Consider the following 25,463-nt stretch of genomic DNA (forward strand, 5'->3'; position numbering starts at 1 on the left):
GGAGGACCCTCAGGCGCGGCCCGCCCTCCGTTGAGTGTCCAGAACACGCCGCGGCCGGGGGCGGCTCAACGGCGTGTCTTGGACACTCAACCGGGGGGGGGGGGGGGAACTAGGCGACGGAGACCGCTGCGGCGCGCGCCGAGGTCGTGCGGCGACGCGTCACGATCAACGTCGTCACCACGAGCGACAGCACGGCCCACACCACCAGCCCGGCGATGCCGGCGGCGACCCCGCTCGACGACGACAGGGCGCCGAGCATCGCGTCGTACACCGGGGCGGTGGGCATGAGAGAGGCGGCGGCGGCGAGGGCCGGTGGCACCGTCGAGACGATCGTCGCCCCCAGGGCGAGGGCGCCGATCACCGCGGCGACCCAGCGTCCCGCTCCGCCGAACACGGCGACGAGGGCCTGGTGCACGGCGGCGAAGGCCACGCCCGCGGCGATGCAGATGACGGCGAACAGGGCCCAGTCGTCCCAGTCGTACTGGGATGCCACCTGCACCACGCCCGCGACCAGCAGGCCCTGCACGGCGCCGACGGCAGCTGCGGGGGCGAAGCCGCGCAGGGCGACGAGCGCCGAGGGGCGTCGGCTCGTCAGCGCGCGCGCCGACACCGCCTGGAAGGCCACGAACGAGGCGAGCCCGCCGAACCACAGCACGGCCATGGCGAGCAGCGGAACGGCGGCCAGGCCGAAGAGCGAGTCGCTCGCGCCGGTGGCCGACACCGGGTCGGCGACGACATCGGCGAGGGTGGTCGCCTGGGCGTCGGAGTACTTCGGCAGCTGCGACACGGCGGTGTCGAGGCCGTCGGCGAGAGACGTGGTGCCGGATGCCACCTGGCTCACGCCGTCGGCGAGCTGACCGGCGCCGTCCTGGGCGCCCAGGGTGCCGGATGCCAGTTGTGCGGCGCCGGAGCTGAGGGCCGACGCGCCGGTGCCGAACTGCCGCGCGCCGTCGGCGAGCTGGTTCGCGCCGCCGGAGAGGGCGTCGATGCCGCCCGCGATCGTGTTGATCCCCGTCTCGGCCTCGCGCGCTCCGCCGGCGAGGCCGGCTGCGCCGTCGGCGAGCTGCTGGTTGGCGTCGGCGATGGTGCGGATCCCGGCGGGGAGCTGCGAGGCCTGCCCGGCCAGCTCGCCGATCTTGGCCACCGTCTCGGTGGCCTGCGGGAGCGCCTTGTTGGCTTCGTCGGAGGCGTTGCGCAACGCCGTGCACTGCTCGGGGGTGCCGGTGCACTCGTCGGCCGCCTTCTGCAGGGCGGCGGCCGCATCGACCAGGGCGGTGTTCACCTGCGGGGCGGCCTGCGCCAGGCGGGTGGCGGCGTCTTCGAAGCCGGGCGGGATCTGGTCGGCGAGGCCGTTGATCTGCGTGGCGAGCTGCTGGTTTCCGGCGGCGATGCCGTCGGCTCCGCCGGCCAGCTTGCCGACGCCGGTGGCGGCATCGCGCGTTCCCTGCGCGAGGGCGCCCGCGCCGCTCGAGAGCTGAGTGGCGCCGTCGGCCAGGGGTCCCGCGCCGCTCGCGAGCTGTCCTGCTCCGCTCGACAGCTGCGAGGCACCGTCGGCGAGCTGACCCAGACCGTCGCGCAGTCCGGTCGCGCCGGAGGCGGCCTGCCCGGCACCGTCGGCGAGCTGGTGCGCCCCGCTGGCGGCGGTGCCCAGCTGGTCGCCGAGGGTCGTGAAGCCGAGGAAGACGTTCTTGAGGTACTGCGACGACAGCTCACTGCCGTAGACGCTCGAGGCGGTGGAGGCCAGGGTCGCGGTGATCGCACCGTCGACGACCCGGGCGTTGGGGGCCGTGGCGACGCCGATCGTGGCCTTCTCGGGGCTCTCTCCGGGGCGGGTCGACAGCGAGGCGGCCGTGAAGTTCTCGGGGATCGTCACGACGGCGGTGTAGGTGCCGTCGGCGAGGCCCGCCGCGGCATCCGCGTCGTTCGAGATGACCCAGTCGATGTTGCTCGACTGGTCGTCGGCGCCCTTGACCAGACCGCCGGTGAGCTGACGACCGAGCGGCACGAGCTGACCGTTCAGCTCGACGGCCTTGTCGTCGTTGACGATCGCGGCGGTGATGTTCTCGAGCCGGTCGGTGGGGTTGTACAGCGCGCCCACGAGGATGCCGCCGATGACGGCCGGCAGCAGCAGCACGCCGACGAGGGTGAGCCAGGTCACGGGGCGGCGCGAGCGGGAGCGCTCGACGGGGAGAGTCATGCGAACACCTCGGAGAGATCGGCGTAGGTTTCGGGCTGCGGGGAATCCGGCGCGCGATGGCGCCGCGGTGTCGGAAGGGCGAGCGAGGCCACGTCCGGGCGGTGCGCCTCGGCCAGCAGGGCGAGGGCCCGACGTTCGTCGCGGGCCGACACGATGAGCGTGAAGGGGGAGGAGTCCTCTCCCGAACGTTCGCGCGCCTCGGTGGCGGCGCGGCGGAGCACGTGGGCGACGTCGTCGCGGGTGTCGTCGTCGAGGCGGTCGACGTCGGACACGACGATGATGCGCGCGCGACCCGCGACCGCGTCGGCGACGGTGCGCGCGGCCTCGGCGGGGTCGTCGAGCAGGGCGACGCCGACGCGGGAGCGCACGGCTCCCGCGCGCTCGGGAACGAGCAGTCCGTCGACGCGCAGGCGCCCGTCGATGCCGGCGAGGCGCCCCGACAGGGCGAGGAGCAGCGTGCGGGTGGTGCGGCTCTCACCGGTGACCAGCAGGGTGCCGCCGAATCCGAGACGCAGCGAGACGTCGCGGAACACGGGCTCCTCGGCATCCGAGGCTCCGACCGTGCGCAGCTCGTCGGCGGCGACGGCCATGGCGGGCTCCGCCGGCCAGTCGGCGAGGCGCACCTCGCGCTCGACGGCTTCGCCCTCGACGTCGAGCTTCGGCAGCAGGCGGTCGAGCCAGCGCGGCATCCACCAGGCCTTGTCGCCCAGCAGGGCGAGGACCGCGGGCACGAGGGTCATGCGCACGAGGAAGGCGTCGACGGCCACGCCGACGGCCAGACCCAGGGCGATGGGCTTGAGGCTCGAGTCGCCCTCGGGCACGAACGCCACGAAGACGGCGAACATGATGACGGCGGCCGCGACCACGACGCGGGCCGAGGCCGCGAAGCCGCTGCGCACGGCGCCGAGCGCCACCTCGCGGGGCGTGCGCCCCTCGCGGTCCGCGTGCACGTAGTCCTCGCGCATCCGCGAGACCAGGAAGACCTGGTAGTCCATCGCGAGGCCGAACAGCACGCCCATCACCACGATGGGCATGAAGCTGATGATGGGGCCGACCTTGGCCACGTGCAGGGCGTCGGCGAACCAGCCCCACTCGAACACCGCGGCCACGACCCCGAACGAGGCGGCCACCGACAGCAGGTAGCCGCCGGCGGCGGTCAGCGGCACCCAGATCGAGCGGAACACGATCATCAGCAGCACGAGCGACAGGCCGACGACGAAGAGGCCGAAGGGCAGCAGCGCCGCTCCCAGCTGGTCGGAGATGTCGATGGTCACGGCGGTGTAGCCGGTGACGAGCAGATGGACGCCGAACTGGTCGTACAGGCGGTCCTCTTGCGCGCGGAGCTCCCGCACGAGGTCGGCGGTGCGGGGGTCGTCGGGGGCGGTCTCGGGCACGATCTGCACGATGCCGGTGTCGGCGGTCTCGTTCGGAGTCGCCAGGGCGACCTCGGCGACGCCGGGGATCTTCGCGATCTCGTCGCCGATGTCGGTCATGAGCGTCAGGGGGTCGTTCGAGGTGACGATCGTGCCGGTCATGATGAGCGGGCCGTTGGCACCAGGGCCGAAGTACTCGTCGGTGAGCTCGTACGCGACGCGGGCCTCGTCGCCCTCGGGGAGCTGGCCGGCGTTGGGCAGGGTGAGCGCGAGGCTGGCGGCGGGGATCGCGGTGACCCCCAGCAGACCGACGATCGCGACAGTGGTGACGACCGGATGCCGGGTGACCAGGCCCACCCAGCGCTTGGCCGGGCCGTTGCGTTCGGCGCGCGAGGCTGCGGCCGCGACCTTCTCGTCGCGCTCGGCGGCGGCCTGGGCGACCGCCGCTGCGTCGTCATCGGAGGTGCCGCGGGCCCGGCGGGAACGCTTCTTGGGTCGCTTGTACCCCCACCCGACCACGCGGTGCCCGGCGAAGCCGAGGAAAGCCGGGGTCAGGGTGAGTCCGACGCACACCGCGATCGCGACGGCGACCGACGCGGCGATCCCCATGGTGGTGAGGAACGGGATGCCGGCGAAGCTCAGGCCGATGAGGGCGATGAGCACGGTGATGCCGGCGAAGACGACGGCGGAACCGGCGGTGCCGACGGCGCGCGCGGTGGACTCCTCGGGGTCCATTCCCGCTCTCGTCTGGTCTTGATGTCGCGAGACGATGAAGAGGGCGTAGTCGATGCCGACCGCGAGACCCAGCATCACCGCCAGCAGCGGCGTCGTCGACGAGACGGTCGCGAAGCCGGTGGCGATGAAGATCAGGGCCACCGACAGGGCGACGCCGAGGATGGCGGTGGCCAGCGGCATGCCGGCCACGAGGAACGAGCGGAACGTCACCATCAGCACGAGGGCGGCGATGAGCACGCCGAGGGCCTCGGTGAGGGTGGCGCCGGGGACCTCGCTGGCGAACAGCTGGCCGCCGAGCACGGCCTGCGATCCGCTCGGCAGGGCGGAGCCCAGGGCCGTGGCCGCCTCGCGGAGCCCGTCTTCGGTGGAGGCGGGGACGGCGGTGGCTTCTCCGGCGAATTGGATGCGCACGATCGCCGCGCGGTCGTCGTCGGCGATGCCGCCCGAGATGCGGGCGTCGTAGGGGTCGGTGACGGCCTCGACGAAGTCGAGCTTGCCGATGTCGCCGGTGGTGGTGGTGATGGCATCCTGGTACGCCTGGTCGCGCACGCTCGCGCCGTCGGCGGCCACCACGATGATCTCGGCGCTCGCCCCGCTGACCTGGGGGAAGGTGCGCTCGAGCATCTCGAGACCGGCCTGCGACTCGGTGCCCGGGATGGTGAAGGTGTTGTCGGTGCCCTTGGCGAGCAGCGCCACCCCGCCGCCGGCCAGCACGAGCACCAGGAGCCAGGCGGTCAGAACGCGCCACGGGTGGCGGAACGACCAACGGCCCAGGGTGTACAGGAATGTCGACACGGTGGCTCCCAGATAGGTGAACGGGTCGATACATCACCGTATCGGATACATCAATGTATCGTAGTCGCCGAGGGGGTGGTCGTACCTGGATCTCCTCCGTGAACAGGAGGACGCGGATGACCGACACCGCCCCCGCACCGTCGCGCCGGCGCGAGAACACCCGCACCCGCCTGATGGACGCCGCCGCCGAGATGTTCGCCGAGGTCGGCATCGACTCCGCCTCGGTCGAAGCCGTCTGCGAGCGCGCCGGCTTCACCCGCGGCGCCTTCTACTCGAACTTCGCCTCGAAAGAGGAGCTGTTCCTCGCTCTGTGCGCCCGCTCGGCGGAGCAGACGATCTCGGCCGTCCGCGAGCGCGTCACCTCGATCGAGGACCGGGGGCTGGATGCCACGGGCGAGGTGCTGCAGCTGGTGCAGGGGGTGCTCGAAGTCACCGGCGACGATCGCCTCGACGTGCTGCTCGGCGCCGAGATCCGTCTGCAGGCGCTGCGCAACGCCGAGTTCGCCGCAGCGTATCTCTCGTCGAACCAGGCCCTGGGCGACAGCGTCGCCCAGCTCGTACGCGACATCGCCGAGGCGCGGGGGCTGGTTCTGCGGGTGCCGGCGGAGGCGGCGACCGAGCTGCTGCTGTCGGCGTGGGTGTCGACTGCCGAGACCGCCCTCATGACGCGGGTCTCGCCGGCGGCGTCGCACGCTCAGCTCGGCGAGCGCCTCGCGCAGATCGTGCACCTCATCCTCGAGTGAGTTCCAGGGCGCGATAGCAACGCCGCAGTCGCGCGAGCCACCAGTCGCGTCGCTCGTCGGGGGCTGCCACGCGGTCGAGGTCGACGGACGTGGGGCGGGGGCGCTCGACGTGCAGCACGCCCGCCCGAGGCACCAGCGGGGATGCCACGACGTCGGCGGTGAAGAGGGCGGCGGTGCCGAGCCCGCAGTCGTAGTCCAGCTGCGGAAGAGCCGCGGCGAGGGCGGCGCCCATCGCCAGCCCGATCGAGGTGTCGAGCGCGCTGGACACCACCGCCGGCAGGCCCGCCTGTGCCACGAGGTCGAGCGCCGCGTGCACCCCGCCCAGCGGCTGCGCCTTCACGACGAGCAGGTCGGCTGCCCCGGCGCGTGCGACCAGAAGGGGATCGGCGGCTTTTCGCACGCTCTCGTCGGCGGCGATCGGAATGTCGAGGTAGGCGATGCGCTCGCGCAGTTCGGCGAGCTCCTCGACGGCGGCGCACGGCTGTTCGACGTACTCGAGGTCGAACTCGGCCAGGGCGTGCACGGCCCGCTCGGCTTCGTCGACGTTCCACGCGCCGTTCGCGTCGATCCGCACGCGTCCCTCCGGCCCCATCGCCGCGCGCACGGCCCCGACGCGCGCGACGTCGTCGGCGAGCACCTGCCCCGCCTCGGCGACCTTCACCTTGACCGTCCGGCATCCGTCGTACCGGGCGAGGATCCGCGCCACCTCGGAGGCTGCGACGGCGGGCATCGTGGCGTTGACGGGGATGGCGTCCCGCACCGCGGCCGGGGCGGCGCGCCAGCCGAAGTCGAGAGCACCGGCCAACCAGGTCGCCGCCTCGGCGTCGTCGTACTCGGGGAACGGCGAGAACTCCGTCCACCCCTCGGGGCCCTCGAACACGACGGCCTCGCGCGTCTCGATGCCGCGGAACCGCGCCGCCAGGGGGAGGGCGACCACCCGCGCGGTGGAGAGGACGTCGGCGAGCGGGGGAAGGGACGTGGAGCTCATCCCCCCATCCTGGCCTCGGGGCCGGCGCCCGGGAATAGGCTGACCGCATGCTCTTCGATACCCCGGTCCGGCTCGGCGTCCAGATCCAGCCGCAGCACGTGCAGTACTCCGACATCCGCGACGCCGTCCTGCGTCTCGAGGAGATGGGCGTCGACGTCCTCTTCAACTGGGACCACTTCTTCCCGCTGTACGGCGACCCCGACGGCGAGCACTTCGAGGCGTGGACGATGCTCGCGGCGTGGGCCGAGCAGACCGAACGGGTCGAGTTCGGCGCGCTGGTCAACTGCAACAGCTACCGCAACGCCGACCTGCAGGCCGACATGGCCCGCACCATCGACCACATCAGCAAGAAGGGCGGCGACACCGGCCGCTTCATCTTCGGAACCGGCTCGGGCTGGTTCGAGCGCGACTACGACGAGTACGGCTACGAGTTCGGAACCGCGGGTTCGCGGCTGAACGCGCTCGCCACCGACCTCGACCGCATCGTCGACCGCTGGGGCAAGCTCAACCCCGCCCCCACCCGCAAGGTCCCTGTCATGATCGGCGGCAAGGGCGAGCAGAAGACCCTGCGCATCGTCGCGCGTCACGCCGACATCTGGCACAGCTTCGTCACCCCCGACGAACTGCCCCACAAGCTCGGGGTCATCGAGAAGTGGGCCGAGACCGAGGGACGCGACCTGTCGACCCTCGTCGTCTCGAACGAGCTGAAGGACCGCGACGAGTCCGACGCCGACGCCCTGTTCGAGGCGGGCACGCGACTGTTCACCCTCGGCTTCTCGGGGCCCGAGTGGGACTACTCGCTCATCGAGCGGTGGCTCACCTGGCGCGACGGCAAGAACGCCTGATTCCGGTCGGGCACCTGTACGGCGAGGCGGGGGTTCCGGGCGGCGACCGCCGGATCCGCCCGCCGCGTCGGGTCGTAGGGTGGAACGGTGACCGTCTCCGAGCTGTTCGACCCCGCCGAGTGGACGCTGGCGCCGGGCGCCGAGCGATACACCGACATCACCGCGCACGTCACCCACGACGGGCGGGTGGCGCGCATCGCGTTCGACCGGCCCGAGGTGCGCAACGCCTTCCGGCCGCACACGGTCGACGAGCTGTACTCGGCGCTCGACATCGCGCGACAGGATCACCGCATCGGCGTGGTGCTGCTCACCGGCAACGGTCCGAGCGCGAAGGACGGCGGCTGGGCGTTCTGCTCCGGCGGCGATCAGCGCATCCGCGGTCGCGACGGGTACAAGTACTCGCACGAGGAGCACACCGTGCACGACCCGGGTCGCGCGGGGCGTCTGCACATCCTCGAGGTGCAGCGGCTGATCCGCTTCATGCCGAAGGTCGTCATCGCGGTCGTTCCCGGGTGGGCGGCGGGCGGCGGCCACTCGCTCAACGTGGTGTGCGACCTGTCGATCGCCAGCGCCGAGCACGGTCGCTTCAAGCAGACCGATGCCGACGTCGGGTCGTTCGACGCCGGGTACGGGTCCGCGTACTTCGCCCGCCAGATCGGGCAGAAGCTGGCCCGCGAGGTCTTCTTCCTGGCCGAGGAGTACTCCGCCCAGCGCGCGTACGAGATGGGCGCGGTCAACCGCGTCGTCGCGCACGCCGAACTCGAGCGCGAAGCTCTCGCCATGGCCCGCACGATCCTCACCAAGTCGCCGACGGCCATCCGCATGCTCAAGTTCGCCTTCAACGCAGTCGACGACGGGCTCGTCGGCCAGCAGGTCTTCGCCGGTGAGGCCACCCGTCTCGCGTACGGCACCGACGAGGCCGCCGAGGGCCGTGACTCCTTCCTCGAGAAGCGCGACCCCGACTGGTCCGACGTCCCGTGGCACTACTGAGCCCCGGATGCCGTCGAGCCGAGCGCTCATGAGGCTCGAGGCTCCGGCATCCGGCGATCCCCGCGACGTGCTGCGCGCCCTGCGTACCGCGGTGCTCGGCGCCGGTCCCGCGGTGTCGCTGGGGGCGGGGGCGGACCTGCCCGCGGACGTCCCCCCGGGAACGGCCGCCGTGGTCACCACGTCGGGATCGACCGGCGTGCCGAAGTCGGTGCTGCTCAGCCGCAACGCCCTGATCAGCAGTGCGTATGCGACGGCGGCGCGCATCGGTGAGGGCGCCTGGCTGCTGGCCGTTCCCGCCACCTACGTCGCGGGGGCGCAGGTGCTCGTGCGGGCTCTGCTCGCCGATCGCGAGCCGGCGGTCGTCGCGGGTCCCTTCCGCCCCGAACCGTTCGCCGCCGCGGCGCTCGGCATGGCGTCGCACGAGAACGGCGCCCGGGTGCCGACGTACACCTCGCTGGTCCCGGCCCAGTTGCAACGACTGCTGGATGCCGCCGACACCGATCCGACGGTGGCGAAGGCGCTGCGCTCGTTCGAGGCCGTCCTCATCGGCGGTCAGGCCCTGGCGCCCACGGTGCGCGAGCGCGCCGAGACCGCGGGGGTGCGGATCGTGCGCACCTACGGCTCGACCGAGACCAGCGGCGGCTGCGTGTACGACGGGGTTCCGCTCGACGGCGTCGAGGTGGCCCTCGTCGACGGCGAGGTGCGCCTGACGGGGCCGATGCTCGCCGACGGATATCTCGGCGACCCCGCGCGGACGGCATCCGTCTTCCCCTCCGACGACGCCGGCACCCGCTGGTACCGCACGGGCGACGGGGGAGAGGTCGTGGACGGCGTGCTGAGCGTGACCGGACGCCTCGACAACGTCATCGTCTCGGGCGGGGTGAACGTCTCGCTCGATCGCGTGGAAGCCGCGGTGCGCGGCATCGCGGGACTCGAGAGCGCCGTCGTGGTGCCCGTCGCGGATGCCACCTGGGGCCAGGGGTCGGCGGTGGTCGTGCCGCGGCCGACGCCCGCCGCCGATGCCGTGCTGCTCGAACGGGTACGCGCGGTGGTCGCCGACGCGGTCGGGGCGCCCGCGCGTCCGTCGCGTCTCGTCGTCGTCGACGAGCTGCCGACGCTGTCGTCGGGCAAGCCCGACCGGGCCGCCGTGCGCGCGCGCCTCGCGCAGGATCCCTGGGTCTGACACCCGGGAGCGGTGGCGTCGCCCGGCTCGCGGGTCGACCGGTCCGCGAAGGAGGACGGTGACCACGGGCTTAGGATGAGCCACCGTGGCAGCACAGTCTCGTAAGCGTTCGACGTCGTCCTCGAAGCGTCGCCCCGGCGGCAACCCCCAGAAGCCCAAGGGCGGTGCACCGCAGGCCGTCGCGCCGGCCACGGCACGCGACTGGATCGCGGCGGCCCGCATTCGCACGCTGCCGCTGGCCATCACCCCGGTGCTCATCGGCACCGGTGCGGCCACCCTCGTCGACGATCAGTTGCACGGGGTCATCGCCCTAGCCTGTCTCGCCGTGGCGTTCGCTCTGCAGATCGGCGTGAACTACGCCAACGACTACAGCGACGGCATCCGCGGCACCGACGACGTGCGCGTCGGGCCCGGCCGTCTCACCGGCGGCAAGAAGGCGAAGCCGCGGACGGTGCTGATCGTCGCGCTGGCGTTCTTCGCGCTCGCCGCCCTGATCGGGCTGGCCCTGGTCATCCGCACGGGGCAGTGGTGGTTGCTGCTGGTCGGCGCCGTCTGCATCGTCGCCGCGTGGTTCTACACCGGCGGCAAGCGCCCGTACGGGTACAACGCGATGGGCGAGCTGTTCGTCTTCGTCTTCTTCGGTCTCGTCGCGACCCTGGGCACGACGTGGCTGCAGGTGCAGTCGTTGCCGCAGGAGGCCTGGCTGGGCGCGGTCGCCGCGGGCCTGCTGGCCTGCGCGGTGCTGCTGGCCAACAACCTGCGCGACATCGAGCAGGACCGCCTCGCGGGGAAGCGCACCCTGTCGGTGCTCATCGGGCGCCGCGCGACGCAGATGTTGTTCACCCTGTTCGTCCTCGCGCCGTTCGGGATCGCGGTGTTACTCGCGTTCGTTTACCCGGTGGCGTGGCTGACCCTGGTCGCCCTGCTCGGCGGACTCGCGGCGATCCTCATCGTCTGGACCTACCGCACCCCGCGCGAGCTCATCACGGCGCTGCAGGTGACGAGCTTCACGTCGGTCGCCTACGGCGCCCTGCTCTTCTGGGCCTTCGCGTTCTGAGCCCCCGGCGGGTTCGCAGAACGCGCAGGGATCAGCGCAGCGGAGCGTCGCCTTCGGGAGTGCCGGTCGCGGGCGCGTCATCGTGCCGCGTGGCATCGACCACCGCGTCTTCGGTGTCGGCGTCGGTCTCGGCGCCCGTACGGCGCCCGGTGGCGGTGCGCTGCGCGCGACGCTCGGCCAGACCGCCGGTGACGCTGTCGAGCGGACGACGCAGGAACAACAGCGACAGGCTCAGTCCGATGAGGGCCGCGAAGATCGCCGCGAGCCAGGGCAACTCCTGGAACACGGGGAAGAACAGCAGTACGACCAGCGGTACGAGGAACGCGAGCAGTCGCAGCACGGTGTAGACGAGGGCCGAGCGAGCACGCATGCCCCCATCCTACGGCGGCCTCGGAAACCGCCGGCGCCCGGCCCGCGTCCAGCGGGCACACGTAGACTCAGGTCATGGCACGGTTGCTCCTCATCCTCGCGCTCGTGGCGACCGTCTTCTGGGTGTACACGATCGTGGACTGCGCCGTGCAGCCGGCGGGACGTCACCGCGGCGTCAGTAAGGGCGCATGGATGGCCATCGTCATCCTGCTGCCGGTGCTCGGCGGCATCCTGTGGTTCGTCATCGGCCGAGGTCGTGCGAGTCAGCCCGTGGTGAGACGCGCTCCCGACGACGACCCCGAGTTCCTGGGCCGTATGTCCGACACCGCGCGCGCCGATCAAGACGAGCGCATCCGGCGGCTCGAAGAAGAGCTGGCGCAGCTCGACTCCGAAGCCGACGACCCTCGCGCCCCGAAGCCCACCGACGACCCGGGCGACATCCCCGGCAAGGGCGACGACGACACGCTCGGCCAGCGCGGCTCCGTCGGCTGAACCATGACCTCGTCGAACGACCGCTCCGCCGCGCCCGCGACCGACGCCGCCGCCGCTCTGCTCGCGGGCCTCGTGTCGCGCGGGGTGCGGCACATCGTCGTCAGCCCCGGATCGCGCTCGCAGGCACTCGCTCTCGTCGCCGCCGACCTGGAACGCGCGGGTCTCGTGCACCTGCACGTGCGCATCGACGAGCGCGTCGCCGGCTTCACCGCCCTCGGGATCGGACGCGAGACCGGGATGCCGGCGGTCCTCGTCTGCACCTCGGGCACCGCCGTCGCCAACCTGCTGCCCGCCGCCCTCGAAGCCCATCACGCCGGGGTGCCGCTGGTGCTGCTCACCGCCGACCGGCCGCCCGAGCTGCGCGGCGTCGGCGCCAACCAGACCACGCGCCAGCCGGGGCTGTTCCGCTCGGCGGTGCGGTTCGAAGCCGACCTCCCCGTGCCCGAGACCGTCGACGACGACGGCTCATCCGTCCAGACCGCTGACGCGGATGCCCTCGCCGCCGCGACCCTCTCGGCCGCGCTCGGTGAAGGCGCCCGGGTGCCCGGACCCGTCCACCTGAACGTGCCGTTCCGGGAGCCCCTCGCCGGCGCCGCGCCCGCTTGGCTCGCCGCGCGGGCGGCATCCGGGATCGCCCCCTCGTCCGACGCGCAGAGTGATGCGCACGGCGACGCGGAGGCGTCGGGAGCGCTGTACCAGGGCGGCGGCGGCATCGGTGTCGCCGACGTGGCACCCGAGGTCGAGGACGCCCACACGCTCGCGCCGGGCCCGCGCACCGTGGTCGTCGCCGGAGCGGATGCCGGCGCGGCGGCCGAGCAGTTCGCGCACGACGGGGGCTTCCCGCTGGTGGCCGAGATCGTCAGCGGGGCTCGCTTCGGTCGGCAGATCGTGCACGGCTACCGGGCACTGCTGAACGATCCTGCCCTCGGGGGGCGCATCGAGCGCGTCGTCGTCTTCGGTCGTCCCACCCTGAGCCGCGAGGTGACGCGCCTGCTGTCGCGCGACGACGTCGAGGTGATCGCCGCCCGCGGCCCCGGAGAACCCGTCAACCTCAACGGCGCGACGATCGCCGTCGACCTGATCCGCCCTCACCCCTCGTCGGGAGACCGCGCCTGGCTGGGGGAGTGGATGCGCGCCTCGCGCGACGCTGCCGTCGACCTGTCGCCCCCCGCTCCCGATGCCGACGGCCTGGCCTCGGCCGTTCCGCACGAGCGATTGGGCGCCCTGAACGCCGAGGTGCAGGTCATCCGTGCCCCCCTCGACCGGGCGACCCTCGTCGACGCGGTCTGGCGGGCCACCTGGCCCCACGATCGCCTCATGTTCGGCTCCTCGCGTCTGGTGCGCGTGGCCGACGAGGTGCTCGGCGGCAAGAAGGTGGCCGTGCACTCCAACCGCGGTCTCGCCGGCATCGACGGCACCATCGCCACGGCGACCGGCGTCGCCCTCGCCAGCCAGATCGAGGAGCGCCCGGGCGTGACCCGCGTGCTGCTGGGCGACCTGGCCTTCCTGCACGACGTGGGCGCGTTGCTGCTGCCCCCGGGCGAAGACGAACCGCGCCTGCAGGTCGTGGTCGGCAACGACGGCGGCGGCACGATCTTCGACGGCCTCGAGGTGGCCGGCATCGCCGGCTCCGACGCGATGTCGCGCGTGCAGTACACCCCGCACACCGCGCGCCTCGAGCAGCTGGCCCTCGCCTTCGGCTGGGAGTACCACCGCTGCACCACCCGCGTCGCGCTCGACCAGGTGCTGACCTCGCCGACCGGCGGTCGCCAGCTGATCGAGGTTCCGCTGCCGCGTTGACGGGCGGGACGTCGACGCGTCAACCACTGGCGCGTGCCGCCGACGCCCCACACGATGGGGACATGAGCACACGCCGCAGATGGTCCACGCCCGCCTCCGACGCGCTGCGCGTCGAGCCCGGATTCCGCCTCACCGACATCGACCCGCGATCGACGCCCGGCTACGACGGCGACAAGACCGACGGCAAAGCCGACCTCGACGCGGGCCGTGAACCCCTCGAAGCCCTGCAGGAACGCCTCTTCGCTCAGAGCGTGGCGGGCACCGCGACCGGCTCGGTGCTGCTGGTGCTGCAGGCCATGGACACCGCGGGCAAGGGCGGGATCGTGCGCCACGTCGTCGGCACGGTCGACCCCCAGGGCGTGGAGCTCGCGTCGTTCAAGAAGCCCACCGCCGAGGAGCTCGCGCACGATTTCCTGTGGCGCATCGAGAAGCGCCTGCCCGACGCGGGCCACCTCGGTGTCTTCGACCGCTCGCACTACGAAGACGTGCTGATCGGTCGGGTGCGCGAACTCGCCCCCGCCGACGAGATCGAACGACGCTATGGCGCGATCGTGAACTTCGAGGCGGAGGCGGCCGATCTCGGCATCCGAGTGGTCAAGGTCATGCTGCACATCTCGAAGGACGAGCAGCGCGCGCGTCTCGCCGAGCGCCTCGACCGCCCTGACAAGCACTGGAAGTACAACCCGTCCGACGTCGACGAGCGGGCGCTGTGGGACGACTACATGCAGGCCTACCAGGTGGCGATCGACCGCACCTCGACACCCGTCGCCCCGTGGCACGTGATTCCGGCCGATCGCAAGTGGTACGCCCGCCTGGCCGTGCAGCAGCTGCTCATTGACGCGCTCGCCGACATCGACCCGCGGTGGCCCGCGGCCGACTACGACGTCGAGGCCGAGAAGGCGCGCCTCGCGGCATCGTGACGCCCAGCCGGGTCAGGCGAGGGCCTCCACGATGGGGCGGAACTTGACGCGGGTCTCCAGCAGCTCCGACTCGGGAACGCTGTCGGCGACGATCCCCGCACCGGCGTAGGCCGTGATCGGGGCGGTGGGCGACGACGGCGCCGCGCGGTCGACCTGCGCGCACCGCAGGGCGATGGCCCACTCGCCGTCGCCCGACGCCCCCGTCCACCCGACCGCGCCGGCGTAGCGGCCGCGATCGAAGGGCTCGAGGCGGCGGATGACGTCCATCGCCGCGGCGGTGGGGGTGCCGGCGACGGCGGCGGTGGGGTGCAGCACCGAGATCAGGTCCAACGACGACGCGTCTTCGCTGAGGGTTCCCTCGACATCGGTCGCGAGATGCCAGACGTTGGGCAACTTGAGGGTGAAGGGCTGCTCCGCCGCCGCGAGCGCGGAGGTGTGCGGGCGCAGCGAGGTGAGCACGCTCTGCACCGCGAAACGGTGCTCCTCTTGATCTTTCGAGCTGCGGGTGAGGGCGAGGGATGCCGCGACGTCGGCGTCGGCGTCGCCGCCGCGCGCGGTGGTCCCCGCCAGAACGCGGGCGGTCACCGTGCCCTTCGACACGGTGACGAGGGTCTCGGGGCTCGCGCCGATCAGACCGTCGACCGCGAACACCCAGCAATCCGGATACCCCTCGAGCAGCGACCGGACGAGCCGGCGCAGGTCGGACCCGGCCGGAACGGTGCCCACGATGTCGCGTGCGAGCACGACCTTGCCCACCTCGCGGGCGCCGATGGCCTCGATGGCCGTGCGGACGGCATCCTGATACCCCTCGGCACTTTGGCGACCGGGACCCAGGGTCGCCGACCAGTGGGGGCCGAAGGGCGAGCGCGGGGGCAGTTCGGGTTCGGGTTCGTCGGGGGTGTCGTCGAAGGCGAGGCGGGTGACCCAGGCGCGTCCGCCGTGGCGCCCGACGATCATGCCGGGTACGCGCAGGACGTTCTCGCGCTCCGAGCGGGGGTCGAACACGAACGAACCGAAGGCGACGAGTCCGGTGCCCGGCAGCTGCACGGGGTCGTCGACCTCGGCGGCGGCGGCGATCGCCCGCCAGCGCGCCGAGATCGTGGCATCGCCCGGCTGGTGCCCCGTGTAGCGCAGCGTCAGCAGGTCGCCGAAGGCCGCCAGCGACTCTCCCCGCCGCGTCCAGAACAGGGGATCGTAGGGGGTCGTGTAGGCGAGCACGTCGTCCATGGGGGGCAGCTCGCGCGTGACCACGCGCAGGCGCGGCACGACGTCATCCGCGGGTTCCAGCACGTCTTTCAGCGTAGACCCGCGGCGCCGGCCGAGGCCGCGGACGCCGGGCGCGGAGACCGACGCCGGACGGCGTTTTAGACTCCGAGCATGGATAATCGCCCCGCTCCCGGCACCCGCCTGCTGTTCGAGTGGCGCAAGTGGGACGGTTCACCGCACTGGGTGCAGGACAGCGTCTACCTCGGCTCCGACGAGTGGGGCGAGTGGTTCGGCCAGCAGGTGGGGTGGCGCAGCGAACGGCCGGGCGCGGCCTTCGTCTGCCGCGAGCCCAACGTGACCCTGGTGCCGGCGAGCGCCGACTGGGCCTTCACCCACAACGCCGCACCGCATCCGGTCGCGGTGTACATCGACCTGGCGTGGGATGTGCGCTGGGGCGACGACGGCGTGCCCCGTGGCATCGACATGGACCTCGACGTCGTGCGCCGCACCGACGGCCGCGGCACCTGGGTCGACGATCGCGACGAGTGGGACGAGCACCGCGTGCGCTACGGCTACCCGGCCGAGATCGTGGCGCACCTCGAGGCGACGGCGCTCGATCTCGAGCACCGCGTGCGCGAGGGGGTCGCCCCTTTCTCGGATGCCGTCACCCGGCCCTGGCTCGATCGGCTCGCGGCGCTGGCAACCCCCGGCGACCACCCGGGTGACCCGGCCTAGACTCGACGGGTGAGCAGCGACCCCAACCGCGCCGACCTCGGTAAAGACCCGCAGCGCGTCAGCGGCATGTTCGACCAGGTGGCAGCGGCCTACGACCGCACCAACACCGTGCTGAGTCTCGGCAACGACCGCTTGTGGCGTGCCGCCACGCTGCGCGCCGTGGCCCCGCAGCGGGGGGAGCGCATCCTCGATCTGGCCGCCGGCACCGGCACCTCGTCGATGGCGTTCGTCCCGAGCGGCGCGCACGTCGTCGCCGCCGACTTCTCGCGCGGCATGATCGCCGAGGGGCGCCGCCGTCACGGCGACGTGCCCAACCTCGAGTTCGTGCAGGCCGATGCCACCGACCTCCCCTTCGCCGACGCGGAGTTCGACGCCGTGACGATGTCGTTCGGTCTGCGCAACGTCAACGACCCGCGCCGGGCGCTGCGGGAACTGCGCCGGGTCACGCGTCCCGGAGGACGCATCGTGGTGTGCGAGTTCTCGCATCCGCCGTCCCCCGTCTTCAACGGGCTCTACCGCTTCTACAACAACCGGGTGCTGCCGATCGTCGCTCGCTCGGTCAGCTCGAACGCCGAGGCCTACGACTACCTCAACGAGTCGATCCGCGACTGGCCCGACCAGCCGACGCTCGCGCGGTGGATGCGCGACTCCGGCTGGGACGACGTGGCCTACCGCAACCTGACGTTCGGCATCGTGGCGCTGCACCGCGGCGTCGTCGCGCAGAGCGCGTGATGCGCCGGGGGCCCCGGCCCGGGGTGTCACCCCGTCGAGATACTCGCGGCGGGGCGCAACGGCGCCAGGATAGGGTGAAAGCGTGACCCCGAGACCGCCTGCGGCCGGCACCCGCCTGTCGGGCAAGCTGGGCCTGAGTGACCGCATCTTCGCAGGCCTGCGTTCGCGCACCCTGCTCTCCACCGTCGAGGCCGGTCTCGCCCAGGTCGAGGGCACCCTCGAGGGCGAAGTCCGAAGCGCCGACCGTCTGGCCGACGTCACCGCCCGGTACCTGTACGAGGCCGGCGGCAAGCGCGTTCGCCCGATGCTCGCCATCCTCACCGCTCAGCTCGGTCGCGGAACGACGCCCGAGGTCATCGAGGTCGCCACGGCGCTCGAACTGACGCACCTGGGCTCGCTCTACCACGACGACGTCATGGACGGCGCCGACAAGCGCCGCGGGGTGCCCAGCGCCCAGACGGTGTTCGGCAACAACATCGCGATCCTCACCGGCGACCTGCTCTTCGCCCGCGCCAGCCAGCTCATGGCGCGTCGCGGTGAGCGCGCGATCCAGCTGCAGGCCGACACGTTCGAGCGTCTCGTGCTGGGCCAGATGCACGAGACCGTCGGCCCGCAAGAGGGCGACGAGCCCGTCGACTTCTACCTCAGGGTGCTCGCCGACAAGACCGGTTCGCTGATCGCCGCGGCCGCCCAGTCCGGCGTCATCTACTCGGGCGCCCCCGAGGAGTTCGAGAAGCCGATGGTCGTGTTCGGCGAGAAGGCCGGTGTGGCCTTCCAGCTGCTCGACGACGTGATCGATCTGTCTCCCGATCCCTCCGAGACCGGCAAGGTGCCCGGCACCGACCTGCGCGCGGGCGTGCCGACCATGCCGTACCTGCTGCTCGGTCACCGCTCCGACGCGGCGTCGGCCGACCTGCGTTCGCGCATCGACGAGGGCCAGGAGCGCATCGCCGCCGGGGCAGACCCCTCGATCCTCGACGCCGCACTCGCGGAGCTGCGCGATCACGAGACCACGCACGAGACGCTGAAGCTCGCGCACCAGTGGTCGCAAGAGGCCATCGAAGCCCTCGCACCGCTGCCCGACGGCGCCGTGCGCGAGGCGCTGACGCGCTTCGCCCGCGCGGTCGCCGACCGCTCGGCCTGAACTTTTCCCACCCCCCCGATCCCGATCGAGAGGACCCCATGACGAAGCTGCGCCTCGCCATCGTCGGAGCCGGCCCCGCCGGCATCTACGCGGCCGACATCCTGCTGAAATCCGAGCGGCAGTTCGACGTGTCGATCGACCTGTTCGAGCAACTGCCCGCACCCTACGGTCTCGTGCGCTACGGCGTCGCCCCCGACCACCCGCGCATCAAGGGTGTCGTCACGGCGCTGCGCGAGGTGCTCGACCGCGGCGACATCCGCCTGTTCGGCAACGTGCGCTTCGGCGAGGACATCACCCTCGACGACCTCAAGCAGCACTACAACGCGGTCATCTTCTCGACCGGCGCGATCCGCGACGCCGACCTCGACATCCCCGGCATCGACGCCGAGGGCTCGTACGGCGCCGCCGACTTCGTGAGCTGGTTCGACGGCCACCCCGACGTACCGCGCGAGTGGCCGCTCGAGGCGGAGTCGCTCGCGGTCATCGGCAACGGCAACGTGGCGCTCGACGTCACGCGCATGCTCGCCAAGCACGCCGACGACCTGCTGCCCACCGAGGTGCCCGACAACGTGTACCAGGGGCTCAAGGCCTCGCCCGTCACCGACGTGCACGTCTTCGGCCGCCGCGGTCCCGCGCAGGTGAAGTTCACGCCTCTCGAGCTGCGCGAGCTGGGCGAGCTGCGCGACGTCGACATGGTCGTCTACGACGAGGACTTCGACTACGACGAGGCGTCGCTGGCCGCCATCCAGACCAACAAGCAGGTCAAGGTCATCGACCGCGTCCTGCAGCAGTGGCGCACCCGCCCGGGCGTGAACAACTCCGGCGGAGAAGCGTCGCGACGCCTGCACCTGCACTTCTGGGCCAAGCCCGTCGAGGTCGTGAAAGACGCCGAGGGCCGGGTGGCCGCGTTCCGGTACGAGCGCACGAAGCCCGACGCCGAGGGGGGCGTCGTGGGAACGGGCGAGATCCGCGAGGTGCCGATCCAGGCCATCTACCGCGCGGTCGGCTACTTCGGCTCGCCGCTGACCGGCGTGCCCTTCGATGAGCGTCACGGCGTCATCCCCAACCACGAGGGTCAGGTGCTCGCCGCCGACTCGAACGACCGCCTGCCGGGCGTGTACGCCACCGGGTGGATCAAGCGCGGCCCCGTCGGCCTCATCGGACACACCAAGTCGGATGCCATGGAAACGGTGCGCCACGTCATCAACGACCAGGGGGAGTGGTGGCAGCCGGCCCACCCCGAAGAAGAGGCCATTCCGGCCCTTCTCGAGGAGCGCGGCGTGCGCTGGACCGACCTCGACGGCTGGCACCGCCTCGACGAGCACGAAGTCGCCCTCGGCGCCCCGCACGAGCGCGCCCGCGTCAAGGTCGTGCCCCGCGACGAGATGATCTCGATCTCGCGCGGCGAGTAACCCTCACGTTTGCACAGCGAGCCGCCCCGTCCGCACGGACGTGGGCGGCTCGCTGTCTTTGAGGCGCCGACGGGCCGGGCCGAACTCCTGAGTCATCGCGCGCCACAGCCCCCTCGGCGCGCCGGCGAGCCCGCACGGCCCGACTTCTCAGGAGTTCGGCCCGCCGTGGGGGTATGCCGGCCCCCGCCCCGCATGCCTAGGCTGGGGCGATGGGGGAGTGGCATCCGGACGTCCTCGGCGACGGCTTCGAACAGCAGACCCTGCCGCTCGGCGACGATGCCGAGGGGGAGGTCGTCGCGACGCTCGTGCGCGCGCAGCCGCGCGCCGGCGCCCGTCTGTTCGGTGAGTTTCGCGACATCGACGTGCTGTACGTGCACGGGTGGTCGGACTACTTCTTCCAGGTCGAGCTCGCCCGGTTCTTCACCGATCGCGGTGCCCGATTCTCGGCGCTCGACCTGCGCAACTACGGCCGGAGCCTGCGGCCCGGGCAGGCGCCGGGCTACGTCGCGTCCCTCGACGTGTACGACGCCGACATCGCGGCGGCTCTGGATGTCCTGGGCACCGCGCGCGAGGGACGACGTCTCGTGCTGCTCGGACACAGCACGGGCGGACTCACGCTGACGCTCTGGGCGGCGCGGCATCCGGGGGTCGCCGACGCCCTCGTTCTCAACAGTCCGTGGCTGGAGCTGCAGCTCGGCCCGCTCGGACGCCAGGCGCTCGCCCCGCTGGTGAACGCCCGCGCGCGATTCGACCCGCTCGGCACGCACCCGGTCGTCGACCTCGGCTTCTACACGCGCGCGCAGCGGGAGCTGGGGACCCTGCCCGACAGTCCCGAGGGCTGGCGCCCGGCGCAGGGATTCCCCACCCACCCGGGCTGGTTGGCCGCCGTCATCGCGGGGCACGCGCGGGTGGCATCCGGCGTCGACGTGGGATGCCCGACCCTCGTGCTGTTGTCGCAGCGCTCGACCTCGGCGCTCAGCTGGAACGACACGATGCTCTCGAGCGACTCGGTGCTCGTCGTCGACGACATCGCGCGCGCGGCCACCCGTATCGCCCGCACGGTGACGATCGCGCGCATCGACGGGGCGCTGCACGACGTGTTCCTGTCGGCGCCCGAGGCGAAGGACGCCGCGTTCACCGCGCTCGAGACCTGGATGACGCAGCTAGCGTAGAACGCGATCGAAGGAGCCCCATGATCCCCACTGCCGCGTCCGCGACCGAGCGCTACCGTGCCGCACGAGACGAGCTTCTGGCCGCGCGCACCGATCCGGCCCGGGCGGCGGGGTTCACCTGGCCGGTGTTCGACGGTGCCTTCAACTGGGCGATCGACTGGTTCGACCCGATGGCGCGGGGCAACGAGGCACCCGCGCTGATCGTCGTCGACGACGACGGCACGCGGCACCAGCGCACGTTCGACGAACTCGCGCGGCGGTCCGACCAGGTCGCCGCCTGGCTGGCGTCCCGCGGGGTGGCCCGCGGCGACGCCGTGCTGCTCATGCTCGGCAACCAGGTGGAACTGTGGGAGGCGATGCTCGCCCTCATGAAGCTGGGCGGGGTGATCGCTCCCACCACGACCGCGCTCGGCACCGCCGATCTCGCCGACCGCGTCGAGCGCGCCGAGATCCGGCACGTGGTCGTCGGGGCGGCGGACGCCGCGAAGTTCGACGACCTGCCCGAGGGGCTCGGCCGCATCGTCGTGGGCGGCACCCACCCGGGCTGGGCCGCGTACGACGACGCGTTCGTCACCGAGGCGCCGCCGGCCCGGCATCCGGGAACCACCGCCGATGACCGCCTGCTGCTCTACTTCACCTCGGGCACCACCTCGAAGCCGAAGCTCGTCGAGCACACGCACGCCTCGTACCCCGTGGGACACCTGACGACGATGTACTGGCTCGGGCTCGAACCCGGCGACGTGCACCTCGCCATCAGCTCGCCGGGGTGGGCGAAGCACGCGTGGAGCTGCTTCTTCGCGCCGTGGATCGCCGGGGCGACGGTGCTGGCGCTGAACTTCGCGCGATTCTCGGCCGAGCGGCTGCTGGAGGAGCTGGAGAGCGAGGCTGTCACCACGTTCTGTGCGCCGCCGACGGTCTGGCGCATGCTCATCCAGACCGACCTGTCGGGGCGTCGCGGGAGACTGCGCGAGGTCGTCTCGGCGGGCGAGCCGCTGAACCCCGAGGTCATCGCCGCGGTGCAACGCACCTGGGGGCTCGACATCCGCGACGGGTACGGGCAGACCGAGATGACGGCGGTCGTCGCCAACACTCCCGGGGCGCCGCTCGTACCGGGATCGATGGGGCGCCCGCTGCCCGGGTGCCCGGTGGTGCTCGTCGATCCCCTCACCGGCGCGCGTGCCGACGAGGGCGAGATCTGCCTCGATCTGACCGAGCGTCCGCTCAACCTGATGAGGGGGTACGTGGGCGACGCCGAGCGCAACGCCGAAGCCTTCGCCGGTGGCCTCTTCCACACCGGCGACGTGGCTCGGCGCGACGAGACCGGCAGCATCACGTATATCGGGCGCACCGACGACGTGTTCAAGGCCTCGGATTACAAGATCAGTCCGTTCGAGCTCGAGAGCGTGCTCATCGAGCATCCGGCAGTCGTCGAGGCGGCCGTCGTCCCCGCGCCCGACGAGGTGCGCCTCGCCGTGCCGAAGGCGTACGTGGTGCTGGCCGCGGGATACGAGCCCGGCGACGAGGTGGCCCTCGACATCCTGCGCTACGCCCGCGAGAAGCTCGCTCCGTACCAGCGCGTGCGCCGCATCGAGTTCCATGACCTGCCGAAGACGATCTCGGGCAAGATCCGCCGCGTCGAGCTTCGTCAGCGCGAAGAGGCCGCCGCGCGCGGTGAGGTCGTGTGCGTGGAATGGACGGATGCCACCCTGCGGGGCTGATCCGCGCGCCGCAACGGTTCGCGCCGGCCTCGTCGGCGTGTGAACATCGACTCATGCACCTGCTCGACGACCGGCCGACCGCGCACTCTGTCGCGGCGACCCCTGCCGCGATGACCAGACACGCCGTCCTGCGGTGTGGCGCGCGCGGCGGGCGGGGCTGAGTCCGCCGTGCGACAGCGAGTGGCGTGGCTGATCGGCGCGGGCATCGTGCTCGTCGCGATCGGTGTCGCCGTGCTGCTGGTCATGACCGCCGGTTCGCGCGCGGAGCCGAGCTCTCCGGCGACGGCGACGTCCTCGGCATCCGTCACCCCCACGCGATCGGCCACCCCCACGCGGTCGGCGACTCCGACGCGGACCCCCACCCCGACAGCCGCGCCGACCCCCACGGCGCGGCCGGGAACGGCTCTCGTGACGCGCGGCGAGGGCGGCGCGGTGCGCATGCTCGTCGCCGGCGACTCACTGGCCGCGGGCTTCTTCGCGTCGCAGAAGGATCGGGGCTTCACCTCTCTCGTGGCGGATGCCGTCGGCCCGGTCGAGATGACCACCGCGGCCCAGGCACACCAGACGCTCACCACCGTCGCCGCGATCACGGATGTGCCCGACGACCTCGGTCTCGCGGTGATCGAGCTCGGGACGAACGACGTCGGTCTGCCCACTCCGGTGGCCGACTTCGAGCAGCAGTACGTCGGCCTGCTCGATCGCATCCGCGCTTCGTCGCCGAAGGCCGCGCTCGTCTGCCTCGGTACCTGGACGAGTGACGGCGCCGCGTACGACGAGGCGATCGCCCGCACCTGCGCCGCGCGGGGCGGGGTGTACGTCGGGCTCGCCGACGCCTTCTCGACGTCCGCGTACCACGGTCCCGAGGGGCGCGACTCGTTCGCCGGTACCGGCGACTATTTCCACCCGAACGACACCGGGCACCGCGCGATCGCCGACGGCGTGCTGAAGGCCCTCACCTACTGAGCCGCCCGTGCGCGCCGGGAGCGCGGAGCGTCACATCGGTTCGGTGGTGCGGATGAGGCCGCAGCTCACACACGACCATGCCACGAGGAACCGCTCGTCGTCGAGGATCTCGAACGAGAGCGGGTCGCCGCAGGTGGGGCAGGGGAGCGGACTCGGCCGGCTGTTCATCGTGAGAACGTCACGTGCACGACGCCGCTCTCGGCGACCTCGGTCGTCACCGTGTAGCGGCGGTCAAGATCGCGCAGGTCGTCCCACAGGCGCGTTCCCCGCCCCAGGATCACGGGGCGGATGGCCATGTGCAGGTGGTCGACGAGGTCGGCCTCGAGGGCCGCGCGTACCACCCCGACACCCCCGCCGATGCGCACGTCGGCGTCGCCGGCGGCCGCGGACGCCCGTGTCACGGCATCCGTGATGCTCTCGCAGACGAAGGTGAATCGCGTGCCGTTCGCGAAGGCGATCTCGGGCCGCTCGCGGTGCGTGAGGACGAACACCGGTACGCGGAACGGCGGCTCCTCGCCCCACCACCCGCGCCAGTCGGGATCGTCGGGGAAGGCATGCAGGCCGAACATGCCCGCGCCCATGACCTCGGCGCCGATGCCCTCGAAGTACGCGGCGGCGTACCGGTCGTCGACGCCAGTCGTCCCCGCGCCCGACGTGTCGCCGAAGACACGCTCACGGAACGTTCTCGTCGCCATGTAGTCCGCGACGAGACGCCCCCAGTCCTCGCCCATCGGATTCTCGGGCGACGGGTCGGCGGGCATCGCCACCCCGTCGAGCGAGATGTTCAGATCGACGCGGACGGGCAAGGTGTGCTCCGGGGAGGGGTTACCGGTAGTTGGTGAACTGCAGGTCGACGTCGAGGTCGGCGGCCTTGAGCAGGCGCTGCACTTCCTGCAGGTCGTCGCGCGACTTCGACTGCACGCGCAGTTCGTCGCCCTGGATCTGCGACTTGACGCCCTTGGGACCCTCGTCGCGGATGATCTTGTTGACCTTCTTCGCGTCGTCCTGCGAGATGCCCTCCTTCAGCGTGGAGGTGATGCGGTACTCCTTGCCGCTGGCGACGGGCTCACCGGCATCCAGGCTCTTGAGCGAGATGCCGCGCTTGATGAGCTTCGTCTGGAAGACGTCGAGAACGGCGTTGGCGCGCTCCTCGGAGTTCGCCTTGATGACGATGGAGTCTCCGCTCCACGCGATCGACGCGTCGGTGCCCTTGAAGTCGTAACGCTGCTCGACCTCTTTGTGAGCCTGGTTCAGCGCGTTGTCGGCTTCCTGTCGGTCGATCTTGGAAACGATGTCGAAGGAAGAATCAGCCATGATCCGATTCTATTCGCGGGCCCCCGATCCACACCCCCTCGACATCGCCCGCCCCGTCTCGGTATGCGCGCTCGTAGACTCGACCGACCCGGAGCGTGACGTTCAGGGCGTCTACGGGAGCCCCTCAATGGCGCGACGAGCGAGATCGCATCCTTGCGCCTACGTGGATGGTGCATCCCGCGAGCAGGACGAGCATCAGGGCCGGGAACCAGATGTTCGCGTCTTCAGCTGCCTGCGTCCGCACGACCCAGGGCTTGTTCACGTTGAAGGTATCCGTCGGACGAAAGAAGGCCGACACCGTTCCGTCCGAACCAGGAGCACCGTCCAAGACAACGCCGTGCAATCGAGAGCTGCCATCGTCGCTCACCCATCGGCCGATGCTCCGGCATCCCCCGCGGTTCTCGACGCACCGCTCCTGAGTAAAGGTGCCCCACGTCGATGGCTCGATGCGATCGAGCATCATCGTGGTCGCGACTATGGCGACAACGATCGTCAGGACGACAAGTACAGTCAGCCCGATCCAGTTTCTTATGGGGCTTGTGGGACCATCCGCGCCCCGGTCGCGACGCCGCAACACAGC

General features: G+C 71.8%; 24 protein-coding genes. 15 read left to right on the forward strand and 9 right to left on the reverse strand.

Going from position 1 to position 25,463, the window contains the following annotated elements:
• Positions 1-109 precede the first annotated feature (109 nt).
• Positions 110-2,197 (reverse strand): YhgE/Pip domain-containing protein, encoded by a 2,088-nt coding sequence (locus BJP65_RS12420; protein WP_070409344.1) that lies wholly within the window; start codon positions 2,195-2,197, stop codon positions 110-112.
• Entirely contained in the window at positions 2,194-5,100 is a 2,907-nt protein-coding gene (locus BJP65_RS12425) for an MMPL family transporter (protein ID WP_070409345.1), read from the reverse strand. The genes BJP65_RS12420 and BJP65_RS12425 overlap by 4 nt, the downstream gene beginning before the upstream one ends.
• A 116-nt stretch (positions 5,101-5,216) precedes the next feature.
• On the opposite strand from BJP65_RS12425, the gene BJP65_RS16895 reads away from it, so the two are divergent.
• On the forward strand, positions 5,217-5,843 hold the full coding sequence (locus BJP65_RS16895; protein ID WP_070409346.1) for a TetR/AcrR family transcriptional regulator: 627 nt from the start codon (positions 5,217-5,219) through the stop codon (positions 5,841-5,843).
• On the opposite strand, the gene BJP65_RS12435 is transcribed toward BJP65_RS16895, so the two are convergent.
• On the reverse strand, positions 5,830-6,831 hold the full coding sequence (locus tag BJP65_RS12435) for an o-succinylbenzoate synthase (protein ID WP_070409347.1): 1,002 nt from the start codon (positions 6,829-6,831) through the stop codon (positions 5,830-5,832). The genes BJP65_RS16895 and BJP65_RS12435 overlap by 14 nt on opposite strands.
• A 47-nt stretch (positions 6,832-6,878) precedes the next feature.
• Here BJP65_RS12435 and BJP65_RS12440 point away from each other — a divergent pair, with 47 nt between their 5' ends.
• The 4 genes from BJP65_RS12440 (at position 6,879) to BJP65_RS12455 (ending at position 10,906) form a co-directional block, all read left to right on the forward strand.
• Complete coding sequence (locus tag BJP65_RS12440) at positions 6,879-7,676, forward strand: LLM class F420-dependent oxidoreductase (protein ID WP_055839076.1); 798 nt, start codon at positions 6,879-6,881, stop codon at positions 7,674-7,676.
• Positions 7,677-7,763: 87 nt separating this feature from the next.
• Entirely contained in the window at positions 7,764-8,666 is a 903-nt protein-coding gene (locus BJP65_RS12445; protein ID WP_055839072.1) for a 1,4-dihydroxy-2-naphthoyl-CoA synthase, read from the forward strand.
• 28 nt (positions 8,667-8,694) lie between these two features.
• Positions 8,695-9,849 carry an AMP-binding protein gene (locus BJP65_RS12450; RefSeq protein WP_070409348.1) on the forward strand — a complete coding sequence of 385 codons (1,155 nt, stop codon included), beginning with the start codon at positions 8,695-8,697 and terminating at the stop codon, positions 9,847-9,849.
• An 85-nt stretch (positions 9,850-9,934) separates the two neighbouring features.
• Complete coding sequence (locus tag BJP65_RS12455) at positions 9,935-10,906, forward strand: 1,4-dihydroxy-2-naphthoate polyprenyltransferase (protein WP_070409349.1); 972 nt, start codon at positions 9,935-9,937, stop codon at positions 10,904-10,906.
• Between the two features lie 31 nt (positions 10,907-10,937).
• Here the strand turns inward: BJP65_RS12455 and BJP65_RS12460 are convergent, their stop codons facing one another.
• Complete coding sequence (locus BJP65_RS12460; RefSeq protein ID WP_055839063.1) at positions 10,938-11,276, reverse strand: DUF4229 domain-containing protein; 339 nt, start codon at positions 11,274-11,276, stop codon at positions 10,938-10,940.
• Positions 11,277-11,350: 74 nt separating this feature from the next.
• Between BJP65_RS12460 and BJP65_RS12465 the strand changes: the two genes are divergently transcribed.
• The 3 genes from BJP65_RS12465 (at position 11,351) to BJP65_RS12475 (ending at position 14,487) form a co-directional block, all read left to right on the forward strand.
• Positions 11,351-11,767 carry a PLDc N-terminal domain-containing protein gene (locus BJP65_RS12465; protein ID WP_070409350.1) on the forward strand — a complete coding sequence of 139 codons (417 nt, stop codon included), beginning with the start codon at positions 11,351-11,353 and terminating at the stop codon, positions 11,765-11,767.
• Positions 11,768-11,770: 3 nt separating this feature from the next.
• Complete coding sequence (gene menD / locus BJP65_RS12470) at positions 11,771-13,567, forward strand: 2-succinyl-5-enolpyruvyl-6-hydroxy-3-cyclohexene-1-carboxylic-acid synthase (protein ID WP_070409351.1); 1,797 nt, start codon at positions 11,771-11,773, stop codon at positions 13,565-13,567.
• 62 nt (positions 13,568-13,629) lie between these two features.
• Entirely contained in the window at positions 13,630-14,487 is an 858-nt protein-coding gene (locus BJP65_RS12475; protein WP_070409352.1) for a polyphosphate kinase 2 family protein, read from the forward strand.
• 12 nt (positions 14,488-14,499) lie between these two features.
• On the opposite strand, the gene BJP65_RS12480 is transcribed toward BJP65_RS12475, so the two are convergent.
• Positions 14,500-15,714 carry an isochorismate synthase MenF gene (locus BJP65_RS12480; RefSeq protein WP_055839576.1) on the reverse strand — a complete coding sequence of 405 codons (1,215 nt, stop codon included), beginning with the start codon at positions 15,712-15,714 and terminating at the stop codon, positions 14,500-14,502.
• A gap of 150 nt (positions 15,715-15,864) precedes the next feature.
• Here BJP65_RS12480 and BJP65_RS12485 point away from each other — a divergent pair, with 150 nt between their 5' ends.
• The 7 genes from BJP65_RS12485 to BJP65_RS12515 all read left to right on the forward strand — a co-directional run bounded on the left by BJP65_RS12485 (position 15,865) and on the right by BJP65_RS12515 (position 23,569).
• Complete coding sequence (locus BJP65_RS12485; RefSeq protein WP_070409353.1) at positions 15,865-16,428, forward strand: DUF402 domain-containing protein; 564 nt, start codon at positions 15,865-15,867, stop codon at positions 16,426-16,428.
• A gap of 66 nt (positions 16,429-16,494) precedes the next feature.
• Positions 16,495-17,160 carry a class I SAM-dependent methyltransferase gene (locus BJP65_RS12490; RefSeq protein ID WP_258027551.1) on the forward strand — a complete coding sequence of 222 codons (666 nt, stop codon included), beginning with the start codon at positions 16,495-16,497 and terminating at the stop codon, positions 17,158-17,160.
• An 82-nt stretch (positions 17,161-17,242) separates the two neighbouring features.
• Positions 17,243-18,304, forward strand: a complete 1,062-nt coding sequence (locus tag BJP65_RS12495) for a polyprenyl synthetase family protein (RefSeq protein ID WP_070409355.1) — start codon at positions 17,243-17,245, stop codon at positions 18,302-18,304.
• Positions 18,305-18,342: 38 nt separating this feature from the next.
• Complete coding sequence (locus tag BJP65_RS12500; protein ID WP_070409356.1) at positions 18,343-19,716, forward strand: FAD-dependent oxidoreductase; 1,374 nt, start codon at positions 18,343-18,345, stop codon at positions 19,714-19,716.
• Positions 19,717-19,925: 209 nt separating this feature from the next.
• Positions 19,926-20,888 (forward strand): alpha/beta hydrolase, encoded by a 963-nt coding sequence (locus BJP65_RS12505; RefSeq protein WP_070409357.1) that lies wholly within the window; start codon positions 19,926-19,928, stop codon positions 20,886-20,888.
• A gap of 20 nt (positions 20,889-20,908) precedes the next feature.
• Positions 20,909-22,606 (forward strand): AMP-binding protein, encoded by a 1,698-nt coding sequence (locus BJP65_RS12510; RefSeq protein ID WP_070409358.1) that lies wholly within the window; start codon positions 20,909-20,911, stop codon positions 22,604-22,606.
• Between the two features lie 168 nt (positions 22,607-22,774).
• Positions 22,775-23,569, forward strand: a complete 795-nt coding sequence (locus BJP65_RS12515) for an SGNH/GDSL hydrolase family protein (RefSeq protein WP_258027471.1) — start codon at positions 22,775-22,777, stop codon at positions 23,567-23,569.
• A 30-nt stretch (positions 23,570-23,599) separates the two neighbouring features.
• Here BJP65_RS12515 and BJP65_RS16830 read toward each other — a convergent pair whose 3' ends face one another.
• From BJP65_RS16830 to BJP65_RS16625, 4 genes are all read right to left on the reverse strand, one after another.
• A complete protein-coding gene (locus BJP65_RS16830) occupies positions 23,600-23,737 on the reverse strand; it encodes a hypothetical protein (RefSeq protein ID WP_181015929.1) in 138 nt (45 codons plus the stop codon).
• The gene (locus BJP65_RS12520) at positions 23,734-24,375 is read right to left on the reverse strand and encodes a dihydrofolate reductase family protein (protein WP_083285844.1); all 642 of its coding nucleotides are present in this window, start codon (positions 24,373-24,375) and stop codon (positions 23,734-23,736) included. The genes BJP65_RS16830 and BJP65_RS12520 overlap by 4 nt, the downstream gene beginning before the upstream one ends.
• A gap of 19 nt (positions 24,376-24,394) precedes the next feature.
• A complete protein-coding gene (locus BJP65_RS12525) occupies positions 24,395-24,883 on the reverse strand; it encodes a YajQ family cyclic di-GMP-binding protein (protein WP_055839030.1) in 489 nt (162 codons plus the stop codon).
• Positions 24,884-25,007: 124 nt separating this feature from the next.
• Positions 25,008-25,346 carry a hypothetical protein gene (locus tag BJP65_RS16625; RefSeq protein ID WP_156784887.1) on the reverse strand — a complete coding sequence of 113 codons (339 nt, stop codon included), beginning with the start codon at positions 25,344-25,346 and terminating at the stop codon, positions 25,008-25,010.
• Positions 25,347-25,463 lie beyond the last annotated feature (117 nt).

This window comes from Microbacterium sp. BH-3-3-3 (assembly GCF_001792815.1).
In the GTDB taxonomy this organism is placed as follows: Bacteria; Actinomycetota; Actinomycetes; order Actinomycetales; family Microbacteriaceae; genus Microbacterium.

Bases quoted from the DNA above. Each gene is read 5' to 3' on its own strand.
- BJP65_RS12420 (WP_070409344.1), bottom strand. From the start codon at position 2,197: ATGACTCTCCCCGTCGAGCGCTCCCGCTCGCGCCGCCCCGTGACCTGG.
- BJP65_RS16895 (WP_070409346.1), top strand. From the start codon at position 5,217: ATGACCGACACCGCCCCCGCACCGTCGCGCCGGCGCGAGAACACCCGC.
- BJP65_RS12435 (WP_070409347.1), bottom strand. From the start codon at position 6,831: ATGAGCTCCACGTCCCTTCCCCCGCTCGCCGACGTCCTCTCCACCGCG.
- BJP65_RS12440 (WP_055839076.1), top strand. From the start codon at position 6,879: ATGCTCTTCGATACCCCGGTCCGGCTCGGCGTCCAGATCCAGCCGCAG.
- BJP65_RS12450 (WP_070409348.1), top strand. From the start codon at position 8,695: ATGAGGCTCGAGGCTCCGGCATCCGGCGATCCCCGCGACGTGCTGCGC.
- BJP65_RS12460 (WP_055839063.1), bottom strand. From the start codon at position 11,276: ATGCGTGCTCGCTCGGCCCTCGTCTACACCGTGCTGCGACTGCTCGCG.
- BJP65_RS12465 (WP_070409350.1), top strand. From the start codon at position 11,351: ATGGCACGGTTGCTCCTCATCCTCGCGCTCGTGGCGACCGTCTTCTGG.
- menD (WP_070409351.1), top strand. From the start codon at position 11,771: ATGACCTCGTCGAACGACCGCTCCGCCGCGCCCGCGACCGACGCCGCC.
- BJP65_RS12475 (WP_070409352.1), top strand. From the start codon at position 13,630: ATGAGCACACGCCGCAGATGGTCCACGCCCGCCTCCGACGCGCTGCGC.
- BJP65_RS12480 (WP_055839576.1), bottom strand. From the start codon at position 15,714: ATGGACGACGTGCTCGCCTACACGACCCCCTACGATCCCCTGTTCTGG.
- BJP65_RS12485 (WP_070409353.1), top strand. From the start codon at position 15,865: ATGGATAATCGCCCCGCTCCCGGCACCCGCCTGCTGTTCGAGTGGCGC.
- BJP65_RS12490 (WP_258027551.1), top strand. From the start codon at position 16,495: ATGTTCGACCAGGTGGCAGCGGCCTACGACCGCACCAACACCGTGCTG.
- BJP65_RS12500 (WP_070409356.1), top strand. From the start codon at position 18,343: ATGACGAAGCTGCGCCTCGCCATCGTCGGAGCCGGCCCCGCCGGCATC.
- BJP65_RS12505 (WP_070409357.1), top strand. From the start codon at position 19,926: ATGGGGGAGTGGCATCCGGACGTCCTCGGCGACGGCTTCGAACAGCAG.
- BJP65_RS12510 (WP_070409358.1), top strand. From the start codon at position 20,909: ATGATCCCCACTGCCGCGTCCGCGACCGAGCGCTACCGTGCCGCACGA.
- BJP65_RS16830 (WP_181015929.1), bottom strand. From the start codon at position 23,737: ATGAACAGCCGGCCGAGTCCGCTCCCCTGCCCCACCTGCGGCGACCCG.
- BJP65_RS12525 (WP_055839030.1), bottom strand. From the start codon at position 24,883: ATGGCTGATTCTTCCTTCGACATCGTTTCCAAGATCGACCGACAGGAA.
- BJP65_RS16625 (WP_156784887.1), bottom strand. From the start codon at position 25,346: ATGATGCTCGATCGCATCGAGCCATCGACGTGGGGCACCTTTACTCAG.